General features: G+C 64.6%; 6 protein-coding genes and 1 tRNA gene. 2 read left to right on the top strand and 5 right to left on the bottom strand.

The genetic code is table 11. The features are described 5' to 3' along the window. From ABGA98_RS44540 to ABGA98_RS44520, 5 genes are all read right to left on the bottom strand, one after another. Entirely contained in the window at positions 1 to 5,307 is a 5,307-nt protein-coding gene (locus ABGA98_RS44540) for a DEAD/DEAH box helicase (RefSeq protein ID WP_347624541.1), read from the bottom strand. Beyond that, on the bottom strand, positions 5,307 to 9,212 hold the full coding sequence (locus ABGA98_RS44535) for a hypothetical protein (RefSeq protein ID WP_347624540.1): 3,906 nt from the start codon (positions 9,210 to 9,212) through the stop codon (positions 5,307 to 5,309). The genes ABGA98_RS44540 and ABGA98_RS44535 overlap by 1 nt, the downstream gene beginning before the upstream one ends. Beyond that, positions 9,209 to 12,001, bottom strand: a complete 2,793-nt coding sequence (locus ABGA98_RS44530; RefSeq protein WP_347624539.1) for a helicase-related protein — start codon at positions 11,999 to 12,001, stop codon at positions 9,209 to 9,211. Before ABGA98_RS44530 ends, ABGA98_RS44535 begins: the two co-directional genes overlap by 4 nt. Positions 12,002 to 12,313: 312 nt before the next feature. Next, positions 12,314 to 12,490: a hypothetical protein gene (locus ABGA98_RS44525; RefSeq protein WP_347624538.1), complete on the bottom strand. Its 177-nt coding sequence runs from the start codon at positions 12,488 to 12,490 to the stop codon at positions 12,314 to 12,316. 64 nt (positions 12,491 to 12,554) lie between these two features. Then, positions 12,555 to 12,752 (bottom strand): transposase domain-containing protein, encoded by a 198-nt coding sequence (locus ABGA98_RS44520; RefSeq protein ID WP_347624537.1) that lies wholly within the window; start codon positions 12,750 to 12,752, stop codon positions 12,555 to 12,557. Between the two features lie 183 nt (positions 12,753 to 12,935). Here ABGA98_RS44520 and ABGA98_RS44515 point away from each other — a divergent pair. Beyond that, positions 12,936 to 13,010, top strand: a tRNA-OTHER gene (locus ABGA98_RS44515). A gap of 228 nt (positions 13,011 to 13,238) precedes the next feature. Then, positions 13,239 to 13,691 (top strand): hypothetical protein, encoded by a 453-nt coding sequence (locus ABGA98_RS44510; protein WP_347624536.1) that lies wholly within the window; start codon positions 13,239 to 13,241, stop codon positions 13,689 to 13,691. Positions 13,692 to 13,821 lie beyond the last annotated feature (130 nt).

The following is a 13,821-nucleotide window of genomic DNA, read 5'->3' as shown; positions in this document are numbered from 1 at the left end:
TCAGCAATCAAGTCGCGATCTAAGGGCGCTAATTCCGCCAGATAGATCATCATGCCGGATGACTAATACGCTATATCCGGCATCCTTCAATGAAGCGCGCCGAGCAGCGTCGAGGCGAGATTGCAGGGGTGCATCATGGATCCCACCGTCAAGGAAGACTGCCAGGTGCATACCTTCCCCTTCATAATAGAGGTCAGCGGACGCGACAGGGTTCTCTGAAGGCAGAGCCTTGTGGGCGGCAGTCGGTGCGGGAACTCCTGCGGCCTTGATCGCCGCAACCATCTTCTCCTCTGTCACGGAATCAAACGTGGTCACGACCTGCGACCAATCGGCTCCGACCAGTTCAGTGGTCAGGTCGAGCCGTTGCAGAATCGACAAGAAGAATGGGACTGCTAAATTGCGGTCCAATACGTCGTGATGCCACTGATTGTAAAAGCTGTGGAGGCACTCATAGCACGACGTGTGGCAGGCGTCGGCTTGGGGGTGCCCATGCCGGTCGACGTGCAAGATGTCCAACGCCCGCTCGGCGATGGCGAGCCACATGTCCGGAGCGATCATCCGGTCGAGGACCCCGATGCCGCCCTCATCTACCTCGTACAGCAGGATCCGTCGTGCCTGGGGTGCGCCGGCCTGCGGGTAGACCTGTCCGGCGAGCTCGCTCTCCTCGATGCCGAACTGGGTGCCCATCGCCGCTTGCAACGCGTACATAAGGCTGTACGCGTGCGTGTCCGCATCGGCACCTTCGGGGGCGGCGACGTCCAGCAGCAGCATGTCATGCCGGTCGTCGTTGAACAGCACGACGTTCTCGATGAGGTTCTCGCTTTGGGGCAGGCAATCGCTGCCGGTCTTGTAGTGCTCGGCCGGATCCGGGTTCCACAACCGGCAACGCGCGCACAGGCTGAAGGGCTCTCCGCTGCGAACGAATCCAGTGTTGGCCTGGAGTACGAATCCGAGACGGGCCACGGTGAGCTCAGCCGACACGTCGTCTCCGGCTGCCATAGTGCCTCGCCGTACCCGGGTGCTGGGCAGCCGGTACGCGGCGATGACGTTATACCCCTGCCGTAGCCGCTCCTCCGCGTCGGCTCCGACACTGTCGCGTTGGACGGCGTACTGGTCGGTGACGGGCATCGCATTGCGGTAGATCCGCTGCTGGTCGACCTGTGACTGGCAGTTGGGGCACTTGCTGGTGGTGTCGACCGCGTCGCGGTCGAGGTAGTAGCCGCAATGGCACAGGAATACCTTCGAAGTGATGGCTTCAGCGTCCCGGCCGAATGACGCACGGGTGACCTGGTAGCGGCGGCCCAGGTGGTAGATGGAGTTGCCGGGCGCGAACTCGCGCAGCGCGATGGACCTTGACCTGACCCGGGGGCGTTCACGGTCGCTGAACCGAAGCATGAGCGCCTTGCGCGGGAACGCGTAGCTGGGAAGGAACCCTCGCTGGGCGAGCCACGACAGGGGATGATAATCGCCATCGCCAGTGCGGATCTTCCCTCGGATCGCTTCGACTGCCTCTCGGCGCCGTCTCTCCGACTTGTCCAGCGGCTGCTTGTCAGCCCGGGCATTGAGCTCGTCGAGTTCGACCTTCAACTCGGCGGCGTAATCCACCAGTGATCCCATGGCGTCGTCCAACGCAGCCACGAATCCGTCCACGGCCAGTCCGACCAGTTGAGGGGTTACGGCAGTCGCGTCGTCGAACACGTCCTTGAACGCCGCAGTCCCGGCCTCGATAAGCCGGTCCCTGTTGGCTCCAATGAACCCGTCGAGCGCCTCGCGCATGTCCGGCAGCAGCCCGCCGATGCCTTCGTCAATGCGCGTCCATGTGCCGATCTCCCGCGGGAGGTCATCGTGCTCACCTGCCCATGCGCCCAGAATGATCGCGTTCATGTGCGCCCGGATCAGGGCCTCGTTATCAAGAAGGAACCGGGGCGCTGCGATCTTGCCCGCGATGATCCGCTCAGGCCGTTTGAAGAAGTATTGGTCGTGAGACGCAGCTCGGCCCTGGGCAGAGCAGAACGTGACGACCGTGGCGGGTTGTGCAGCGCGACCAGCGCGGCCTTGGCGTTGGGCGTAGTTCGCAGGGGACGGAGGGACATTGCGCATGTACACCGCGGAGAGAGTGCCGATGTCGACACCGAGTTCCATCGTGGGGGTGCACACGAGCACGTTCAGCGGGTCGGTCTGCTCGCGAAAACGGGTCTCAACGACCTTGCGGGCATCGCCATCGAGGCTGCCGGTGTGTTCCTCAGCCTCGACCCGGGTGGTATCGGCTAATGCGCCGATGTAGGCGCTGCGGAAGAAGTCGTCTCGACCGGTGCGGTCCGGTCGGACGCGAGCCTTCACGCAACGGGGGCACGCCCGTTCACGGGACAGGATCCACCGGCCAGCACAGCGGGTGCATCGGAACCCTTGCGGCTCCTCAGCGAACCAGTACCGGATCCGTTCCTCGTCGACGGCCAGCCCGCCGTCAGAGACAAGGTAGCCATACCGGACCAGGCACTCCGCAGCCTGCCGGATGAGCCGCTTCGCCGCCGCACTCCCGGTCGCGTCCGCAGGCAGCCCGGCCTCGACCTTGACCCACCGGGTTAGCGCCGTTGTCTGGTGCGCGTCGCTGCCATCAGGCATCTGCTTACCGGCGATGCGGCGGTACTGCGCCCGCGCTCTGGACTCCTTCTGCTCGTCGTACAGGGTGCGGCGGCGCGGCAGCTCGGGCCCGCCATGGAAGAACGCGGCCTCGCTGAGCTGTTCGAGGACGTCGCTGCGGAACCGGTCCGGGTCGGTGAACGCGGCGGCAGGGCCGTCCATACTCGCTGACACGATCGCGCGCTGGCGTCGCATCACGTCGAGGATCACCCGCAGCAGGTCCTCCACTAGGTCAGGGTGGGCGTCGGCGTAACCGCGGAGGAACGGGTCTAGCCGTTCGTCCGCGGCGACCGTGGAGGCGATCTTCCCTGGCGTGAAAGCTGCGTAGTCGACAACGATCAGCCCGGTGTCCTCCAGGTTCGGCTGGGTCTTCCGCGGCCCGCCGCTAGTTTCCATCAGCACACCAGTCTTGAGGTACCTCAGGTAGCGTCCCCTGGACTTGCCTGCTCCCTCCTGTGGGTCGAAACCTCCGCCGCCATCGGTATTGCGGGAGAACTTCGGAACCGTGCCGGTCGCCTTCATTTGCTCGAAGGCGGCGTCCGCCATCTCACCGGTGTCCAATGCGGCCTCGCGGGTAAGGGCGCCCTTGGCAGCAAGCCCGGAGATGATCGCGCGACGCACATGGAACCGGCGAGACATCGACCGCATGTGTGCGGCCTGGAACGAGGAGTCCTGCTGATTGTCTGTGAACGCCATCACCTGCGGCTTGGCATGCCCTGGCCCAGTGTCCTGCCGATTCAGCATGCCCTCAACAAGCACGTCCGTTGCGGTGGCCCGACCGACCGTACCAACCTGGAAGAACTTGTTGTATTCCGAGTGCGAGGCGTCATACCGGACTCCACACGAAGGGCATAGCAGCATCGGGGCCGCCACTGTCACCACGTCCCGGACTCGTGCGTGACCGCAGTTTCCGTCCCATTCGCCGCACGTGCCGCACACCCGCGCCCGACGTGGCACCGCGCCTTCGCGACCCTTCTTTGGGGTCACCCCGTCCTTATAGGTGTCCTTGGGGTGAATCGGTGCAGAGTCCTCGTCCCACTCGTCCGTCATCACATAGACCGCGTCGCCGTCCTCGGCCGCAGCGAGGAAGTCCCGGGACACTAGGTGTTGCCCTGCGTCCTCAGCGACGTAGTAGTCCTGGCCGCAGGACTGACAGAACACGACCGGGAACGCCGGCACGCCGACGAGTTCATCATCGGCGCACCCCCTGCACGTCGCTTCGCCCTGTTCGGACAGATGCGGCGGGTCTTCCGACACCAGGCACCGGGTGACCGGCAGGCCCTGGGAGAAGAATGCGTGCGCCTTCGGGGTGAGTAGGCCCACCGGGTCGCCCTTCGGGCCGGGCGTCTTCACCGCGGAGGCCAGCATCAGGGCCCCCTCGATCTCCGCCCAGGCCACGTCCGGGGATACACCGGGGCGGACCTGCTCCACGTACCGCTCCGTAAGGAGCTTCGCCGAAAGAACCCCACCCCACAGGGCACGCTCCAGCCACGCAACCGGCAGACATGACCGCACCGCGTCGACCGTCACCGGGCCACCCAATAGACCCGGTCTGAGCAGACCAGTTGTCTCCTCGTCGGTACCGGCAGCCGCTGCCTTGGCAACGACCTCCGGGGAAATCGGCGAAGCCGCGAGGTAGAGCCCGCCGGACGCAGGGTCATCGGTCTCGTACTGTCCATAGGACTCCCGCACGACGTGCTCAGGCAGGAACGGCTCTCCGAACAGCTTGCTGGCGAACCCGGCGATGACCGCACTGGCTTCTGCCGGGTCGCCTGAGTCGACGGTTGCTGACGTGCCGATACACCGCAGCGATCCCGCTGTGCCCGTGCGCGTCTTGAACCGGCGCACTAGCAGTGCCATGTCTGCGCCCTGGTGACCGGAGTAGGTGTGCATCTCGTCGAGGACGAGGAACTTCAGCCGTCCGCCGCGGCTGAGGGTTTCGAAAAGGGTCGCGTCCTCACGCCGTACGAGCGCGTACTCAAGCATCTTGAAGTTCGTCAGCAGGATGTCGCACCCGCCGCTGTGCAAGGTGTCGCGGTCGATGACCTCGCTGTCATAGGGCGTGTCCCGGCCGGTGAGCTGTTTGAAGTCCTTCATCGCCCCCTCGGGGGTGGTCTTCAACGAGCCGGTGTAATTGCACACCGTCAGCCCCGACCCGGCCAACCGCGCCGCGATGTCCTCGTACTGACTGTTCGCCAGCGCGTTCATCGGGTAGATGATCACCGCGACCGGGGACCGGAACGCCCCCTCATCACGGCCCGCGGCCAGCGTCAGGGCAGTCGAGACGATCGGCATGTAGAACGTGAAGGACTTACCCGACCCGGTGCCCGTGGTCACTGCCGTGTTGACCCCGGCCATGACCTGCCGGATCGCGGTCTCCTGGTGCACGAACGGCGACACCGGACCGCTGCCCACATCGCCGGGCTTGCGGGTGAACACCGTCAGCGCGCCAGGATCCAGGACACCCTCGTCTACCAGCGACTGAAGGGAGCAGCCGTCCGCGAACGGCTTCGCCAACGTGAGAAACGGCTCCCGATACAGCAGCCGACCCTCACGCCGCTTGGCCTGCACCCAGTCCCGGATGGCGGGGTTCTTGTAGAACTGGAACGAGTCGACGTACCGCTCGTAGTCCCCGCGTAGCCCGGCCAGCATCGCCAATGGGTGCATCAGCGTCCTCCTCCGATTTCCTCGAACGCCTCCAAGCGGAGGTGCTTGCTGCGGTAATCGCCGAACTGTTTAGTCTCGATCTTCGCCAACAGGGCGAAGTGGTCGAGCACGGTCTCATAGTCGGCCGTGCTCAATCCGTATGCCTTCGCGATCAGCGCGTCCGCGTGGGCATCCAGGCGTTCGCGTGCCGCTGGATCCCATGGAGCGGGCTCTCCACCGAGGCAGACTGCGAGCCGGCTCGAGGTGAGTGTCAGCTTGGCCGCTGCCTCAGTCGCAGCGGCGGGAAGAGCCAGCGGACGCGGTGCCGCGCACTGCGACAGGACCCAAGGGGTCACGTGACCACCTGGCATATGGAGTCGCACCAGAAAGTCGAGCGTCATCGAGTTGAGGAGGGCTGCGATCCCCAGGACTTGCTCAGTCGGCGCGACGAGGACGGGCAGCGTGTGCGTAGCGGGCAGCGGCTCCATCACGGCCACGCGAAGAACACGCCGATCCGTCCACAGTCGACCGATGTCCCGAAGCGCCATGACTGAGTGTCCTTCCGGAACAACCTCCTGCATGCGTTTTAGGGCGACCTTCTCGTGCATCCAGTAGCGGGGTTCGACCTCAAAATCCGGATCGGCGTGCTGCGCATCAGTCACCCAAGGGATGTGAGGTTTGCGGCCGTAACGGTCCTTGCCCGTGAACCCTTCGAAGGTGCGGGCGCGGTGGTCCCACCGGTTGGCCATCTGTCCCTCATACACGGGGACGGCGACCCGTCCATCGGGATGCCGGTACCGCTTGTCCTTTCCGAGAGTGAACCGGTCGGCTTCCAGCGTGGCGCCGCGCAGAAGCAGTCCCTTCTCCCTGGCGCCAGACGAGTGAAACAGTGTGGCGTAGCGCAGTCTCCAGGGATTCGCCCCGTCCTCCTCGGCGAAGTCCAGGGTTCCGAAGCGATCGTGCAGCTCTAACGCAAGCCTGATCTCCGCCGGGTTGTCGGTGGACAGAAGGGTGTGCGTACGCGGCGCGACGGAGCGCAGCTCGTTACGGGACCATGCACGCAACGGCCTTGAAGCCGCCTCGGAGACCCCGAAATTGAGCAGCGACGCCTTGACCGGCTCTGCGGAGGCGGGGCCGAGGTGGACGATGCTGAACCGTTCGACGGCGGCAACTGCAGGGAAGACCCGTTTGCCGTTGCGTTCCTGGTTGACCATGTCGATCACTTGACGCACGCGCCGCTGGTCGAGCAGCCGTTTCCACACGGGGGACTGGGCGGCGTCGGTCGCGATGCCGCTCTTGACGATGAGGCCGACATGGCTGCCGGACCGGGCGGCGAGCTCGGTGAACAAGACGTATGTGTTCGCCTCGTTGCTGGTGCGCGTGTAACGGCAGCACGTCTTGGCGTAGTGTGCGAGCCTGCCCTGCAGGGCTTGGTAGGTCTTCCATCGCGCCAACAAACGCGGATCGGACTTTTCCAGTTCGGCGATGGCCGTCTTGCGGGTCTCGCTTGTCATCGCTGCGATCGCAGGCTTGTGCTGCTTGAAGAACGGCTGCTCTTCGCCCTTGAACTGCTCCCAGGGCGGGTTGCCCAGGACGAGGTCGAATCCCCTTGCGGCGTATGCCTCCGGGAATGCCAGCGGCCAGTGCAGTGGGTTGATATCTGAGAGAAGGCTTTCGGCGGACTTTGCTAGCTCCTCGTCGGGGTGCCCTTCGAGAGCGGCGGCGTACTCGACGCTAGTGGGGGGCCGCTGGTCGGTGTCGGTCCAGAAGAACGCAGCGGTCCACAGGTCTGCGGTCTTCTTCCACCGGGCATACTCATCACTGGCCCGCCACGATCGGTACGCGGCAGCCTTGCGGCGTACGTCGGCCGGGGTGTGCTCGTCGGCGTGCAGCTCATCGGGAAGTGTCAGGGTGAACGCGACGTCGCCCTGCTGGAACAGGTCGGCACCGGAGGCAGTGAACTGCTCGTTGCGGCGCAGCGCCTTCGTCAGCATCGCCCGCTCCGCCCCCTTGGCCTTCTGCACCTCGTACGCGGTGTTGGGAATGCTGGTGGGCACGTCCAGCAGGGGCCACCCGACGAGGCTGTCACCACACACGATGTGGTGGTCAAGGAACGTCAACGGCTCATCGGGGACAACGCAGTGGATCCACAGCGCCACCTTGGCGAGCTCCGCGGCGAACGGATCCTTCTCCGCCCCATAGATGCACCGTTGCAGCACCTCACGGCGAGCGTGCGCCAGGTCTGTGTCACGCGGCTCCTGAGGGGCGCTGCGCGCCTTGGCGACGGCGTATGCGATCCGGTCCAGCGCACCGATGAGGATCGCCGCGGACCCGCACGCCGGATCGATCACGCGCAGCCCCAGCAGCGCCCGAACCTGGTCGTCTTGGTTGTCACCGGCTTTGGCGAGGGTGTCCTCGATCAGCGGGTCGAGCGATCGCGCAAGAAGCAGGTCGACCAGATCCGTGGGGGTGTAGTACGACGCGAGGTCGGATCGTTCAATGCTCAGCGGCGCCAGGTACGCTTCACCGGGCCGCACGGTCCGCCCGTCGACGTTGGTGGCGGTGGATGCGATGGACAGAGTGTAGTCGAGCAGGGACTCGTACACCGCGCCGAGTTCCTCCACGCCGAGGTTGCGGTAGTCGACGTGCATGCGGACCCGTCCGGTCTGCACGGTGGTGAGCGCCTCGATTGCTTGGGTGAGGTGCAGGTTCGGCAGTCGGGCGCCGCTGGTCAGCGGTGTCTGGATCTGGTCAAACAGGAAGCCGTTGTACGGGTACACGCCGAGTTTGGCGGCATCTTCCTCGTTGCTGAAGGCCTGGAACGTGGTCTTCAGTCCTTCCCACAGGTCCATCCGGCGCGGTTCAGCGTGGCCGTCGGTGGCGACCGCACGCAGCCGGGTGAGGCTGTACGTCTCGTCATAGAGCGGGTCGGCGTTGTTCAGCATGCCGCGCTGTTCCGCGAACAACAGGAACAGCACCCGGTACAGCACCGTGAGGAGCTCGCGGTACAGGTCGCGGCCGGTGTCCGGGTCCGCTTCCATCCGGTGCCGCAGCCCGTGGTTGGCGTCAAGGAACCCGTTCGCGAGGACACTAATGGCCGCACGGACCTGCGGCTGCACCCGCTTTCCGGCCGCTACACCGGCCGACAGCGCTTTGGCGTGGAGCCGTTCCAGCAGGGTGTCCGGCGTATCGTCAGCGACCGGCCCCGTGCCACCAGACTCCTCGTCGCTGTCCTCACTGTTCAGATCCTCGTCGGTGGTTGCGGCTTCCGGTTGGAGCCGCTGGAACCGGGAGGCGTGGCACAGCCGCCACAGCGCGAGAAAATCTGGATAGCTGCTGGCTTCGAAGATCGCTATAAGGTCGAACTCGACATACCCGCGACTACGCGTGTGGTGGTAATCGCGCAGCAGCCGCAGCATACGCCCGTTGGTGAGGATGCCCCACCGAACCGAGGCCGCGTTCAGATACCCCTGCAGCTGTTCATGGGGACTGCGCCTGCCCGCAATGCGGGCGTCGAGGTCAGCGGCAGCAGTGGTGTGGACCGGTGGCGCATCGTCTCCCACCCAGCCGAGATGGCTGATGTCCCACCCAGCGCCGCCGGCGACGAGTCGGGACCGCTGGTACACCGGTTGGAAACCGAGCAAGTCGAGCAGCTTGAGGACGAGCCGGTCACGGATCCGTGACACGTCCATCCCGTCGCGCAGCTCGTCGGCGTACGCGGACCAGAGCGCGACACCGGTCCGGAACGCCGCCTCTAAGTCGGAGGCGTACTGCGCCTTCGTCGGCGACTGCCCGGTACGGTCGTTGAACGTGGCCACATCGGCAAGGAACTTGGCGTCCCCCTCGACGTCGGGTTGGCGGAGGTTATCGGTGATGACGTCGCCGATCAGTCCGCCGCTGGTGTGGACGAGGCTGACGTCGGTCACCGGGTCACCTCCGGGTAGATGACGGTCACCGCGACCAGATCTAGCGAAGTGGGTTCGACCCGGTCCAGGCCGTGCGCCCAGGCCGCGGATAGTTGGGCGTGCCGACGCGATAGTTCGTTGGCACGTTCCGCAGCGATGCGCTCGAGCCGGCCCCTAAGGTCAGAAGCATGAAGGATGTCGGTCGCGTCATCGAGGACGTCGTCACGGTGACGGGTGCCGGACCCGGGGGGCGCGGCCATCACGGCCTCAGCGTCGAATGTGGTGTTCTCGTTGGTGCGGTAACCGATCGGGAGGATCTCTTCGAGCAGCACAGGCGGTTCGGCCTTCGCAACGTACCGGAACAGGACGTGCAGGACAGCGGCGTGTCCCACCTGTGCTGTGGTCGTTCGGGCCGCGACTCTGCCATGGCAGTCCGGGAGCTGTGCTCGATCCAAGGTGATGTCGATGAGCCGACGTAGCAACGGGTGGGCCAGGTCGATGACGTCGATCTCGGGGTGGTCGATCCCGATGGAAGGGTCGAACGTGAACCGGTACCCCGCCGAAGCGAGGTCGGCCACGGGCGCGGGTAGTTTGGCGAGCCGGAACATCGACCCTTCCTCGGTGATGTCAGCGTGCATGTCACGAAGGCACCGCAGGGTGAAGTCGCGTACCTGCTCGGTGGTGCCGGTCAACGCTCGGGACTGGTTGAGCGCGTCCTCGATCGCTGTCAGTGAGATCCGGGTCTGGCCGTAGAACGACTCATCCCGCACCCGATCGAGCTTGTCGGTCTCCCCCAGCGATGTCTCCGCCATGCGGGCGAGCTCCTCGTCCAGGTCGCTGAGGTCGCTTTCCGCTTCGTGGTTGAACAGGTCCACGAGGCTGAGCTGTTCGGAGCTGGACCGGGCGCTGAGCCTGCCGCGGTATGCGGCGTCAGGGTCGGACAGGTGGAGCAGGATGTCCGTGTTCGCCAGGAACGGGGGGACGAACCCGTAGTCGGCGCGCATCTGTTCGGACTTGCGAACGATCAGATACAGCAGGCTCGCGTCCAGCGGGTCGTCGAGCACGAGAGTCCGAATCCCCACGAACGGTTCACGCTGCTGGAACCGGTCGATGCGGCCGTTGCGTTGCTCGAGCCGGTTGGGATTCCACGGCAACTCGTAGTGGACGAGTTCGGCGCACGCGCGTTGCAGGTTGACGCCTTCGCTGATGCAGTCCGTGGCGACGAGCACAGCCCGGTCGGCCTGCTCGAACGCGGCAAATACCTCGTTGCGTTGCGCAAGGTTTAGTCCGCCGTGGATCGCGAACACCTGGGTCTCGGCTGGTAACCCGTTCTTGCCCTTCCCGACGGCCCGGAGAAGGTGGGTCACCAGGTAGTCGAGGGTGTCCTTGTATTTGGTGAACACGAGCACGCGTTGCGCGCGCGGGTGGTCTGCCATGCGCTCTGGAAGGAGCCGCAGGAGCGCAACAAGTTTCGGGTCCTTCACGGGGGTGACCTTCTTTGCAAGGTCAGCGATGACACGCAGCCTTGCTACCTCGACCTCTTGTGCGAGGCCGACGGAAGCGTTCAGGTGCGCCGCGTCGGCTTCGTCGTCCTCGGTGAAGATGAGGTCGCTGGTCGTCTCCTCGGCGAGCTTCGCCGTGGTTGTTCTACCATCAAGGGCCGTGCCGCGGCTGAGAGTGGAGAGTCGCTTGTCGATGCTGGACCGCAGCGCCGCGGGGCTGGACAGTAGTCGTTTCTGTAGATGCGCCGCGACCCAGCGGTCGACACTGCCCGTGGCGGCGTCGTACAGATCACCGGCGTACGCCTTGAGCTCGTTGAGCAGCGCGACCATGTCAGGAAAACGCCGAAGATCGACAATCTGCTCGTCGGCACGGCGAACCGGGAATGGAGAGGGGACACCGCGCTCGCGATACCACTCCTCGATGTCGACGCGACGACGCTGGACCACATGGTGTTCGCGAGCGGCAGCACGTTGCACTCGCGGACCGTGAACCCCATCCTGGACCAGGGCCGAATTGAGCATCCGGAACAGCGACGCGTACGAGTCGGTATACCCGTTGTGCGGGGTGGCGGTCAGCAGCAGCAGGTGCCTGCTCCGTGCTGCTGCTTCTTGCACGAACGCGAACCGTTCCATGTCGGGTGTAGCCCGGCCGGGGTCGGTGTGCGGCTGGGCGGCGAGGTGCGCCTCGTCCACGAGGACGAGATCCCAGCCGTGGGACAGGACTTCTTCGGTGCGCGTTTTGAGGTAGTCGATGCTCGCGATGACCACATCGTGGGTGGCCCACACGCTCTGGCCTGGCAGCAGACGCCGCTCCAGCGAGGGCAACAGGTGGCCGGCGACGATCGTGGCGTCTATGTGGAACATTCTGTCCAACGTGTCGCGCCATTGGTCACGCAAGTTCGCAGGCACCACGATCAGCACCCGTCGTGCGCGGCCACGAGCGAGCAACTCAGAAAGGATCAAGCCGGCCTCAACGGTCTTGCCCGTGCCGACGTCATCCGCGATCAACAGTCGCACTCGGTCCGACCCGAGCGCCATGAGTAGCGGGACGATCTGGAAGTCGGTGGGGATGGCCCTTGAACGTTGGAGTCCCAGGATTGGGGCGGTGCCATGGAGTAAGGAGAAATGGTATGCATCGAGCAGCATGCGCTGCTGTCGCTCATCGCCGATCGCGTTCGGGTCCGGGAAGGGCAGCTCTCCGGGCTCGACGTGTTCGAGTTCGACGTGGAATCGGGTGGGCCGGTTGTCTCTCCCGTCGAGCGCGGTCGCACCGAAGACGGTCCCGTCCCGGTAGTCGACCCGCCACAAGCGTTCCCGAAGTCGAACGACCCGCCCGGGCATCAAAAGGTCATCTCTGTGATCTTTTCCGCTTGTAGCCCCTCTCATCGAGCCTTCTAACGCGGCAGAAGAGCCAAACCGTGTTCCCTTCACGAAATGATGTATGCGCGGACACTACGATCGTTACAACCGATCCAAAAACGCAATTTCAGCAGACCGATGATGCGGCGTTTCGACAAGAATGAGCGATAGTTCCGATTCTAATTCAGAGCCCAACGCATTGGCTATGCGGCCGTCGACCCGGCAACTCCCGACGTCGAATGCCGGTTAGATACGACGTGATCATGATCTCACTCGTGCGACGATGGCGCCCGCGCTGCCGCGGCTGAACTCGGCGATGTTGTCCTTGGCGTCGGGCAGGCCCACGACGAACCCATCAATCGTCATCACTCGCTGGCGGTTCAGCCACGCATCCGGCGTCGACTCGGTTGCCGCGGGCTGGGCGATCTGCTGGAACACCTCTTTGACCGCCTCGGTTCCCAGGCGCCGGCGAGCTTGGATGATCGCTTCGCCGGCTGGCCTCCTAGCGCGCTTCTGGGACCAGGGCCAGCATGCCCGCCAACTTCTCCGTGACCTCCTCGTAGTCGTCGTCTGGGTACAGGCGCAGCGCGATCAGCAGGTAGACGACCACATGCACAGGGAGCTTGCGGACGCGGCGCTCCGGGCATCGGTGCGTGGCGATGGCCGCGTCCAGGACCTCGCGAGGGATCAGCGATGCCAACGCGCCAACCGCGATCAAATCCGTCACCCATCCCGAACCGCCTGCGTTTACCGAACGTGATCATCGGACGACTACTGCGAGCGAGATCGCTATCTAAACGGCTTAGGCTCCCAGCGAGCGCGGGACATGTGCGGGATGATCTTGCACCTCCCGATCGCTGCACAGGTTATTTGCCCAGCTCAAGCCACCTGAAGAGACGGATTAGCCCTCACTCTCCTAAAGCGGGTGCCGCAGGTTCGAATCCTGCCGGGGGCACCACGTCCGACCAGCAAGAAAGCGCCCTTGACCAGCGGAAACGTTGATCAAGGGCTTCTTCGTGTGTCCGGCGCTGTCCGGCTGTCACTGATCGTTTGCGGTTGATCGTGCCCAATACGTGCCCGAGTCCCGACGCATAGCGCGCACGCAATGAGAGGTGTACGCCGGAGCGGGGGGTTAGGTAGTGTCCGGGTCGTGCGCCAGGGTGCCCGCAAGTTATCGACTGCCGCGATGCTCGTCTTGCTCATGCTGGTGACGAGCTGCATGGGGGACGCCGACATACCCCCGTTGGACGAGGCCGCGAAGCTGCTCATTGCGGACGGCGACAAACTACTCGCCTCTCAGGACCTAGGCTCCGTCACCACGACCGAAAGAGCGGACCGGGACAGCGAAGTAGGGTGCTTGAAGGGTCAGGTTCAGCGGTTCTTTCGGGCGCAGGGTGACCTCACTGGGCCGCCCTATAAGCAGACGCCGGGGAGCGCGGTCGGGTTGATGGCGAGTTGGCTGCGGTTACGCGGCTACAACAAGGTTGTGGATGATCTCGATCTTCGTGATGAGAATCTCGGCGCGGCAGTGCAGCGGAATCCGCAGACCGGCATCACCTTCTTCGTGACCGTGCGCAACGGGCAGAAGCCTCACATCATGATCGTTGGCAAGACCAGCTGCTACGAACGTGACGGCTAGCCTCAATGCCGTGTAGTTAAGCGTGTGTGAGTGGAGTCAAGACCACTCGAAATAGACACGGAGCTCCTGCTAGAACGGTGTCGACCAAGATCACTGTTCGGTGCAGGAGCTCCGTTGGAAGCCAAGTCTG

This window comes from Nonomuraea sp. B1E8, from assembly GCF_039871515.1.
In the GTDB taxonomy this organism is placed as follows: Bacteria; Actinomycetota; Actinomycetes; order Streptosporangiales; family Streptosporangiaceae; genus Nonomuraea.
Note: the sequence above shows the minus strand (reverse complement) of the source record. Positions and strands in the feature narration are given on the sequence as shown.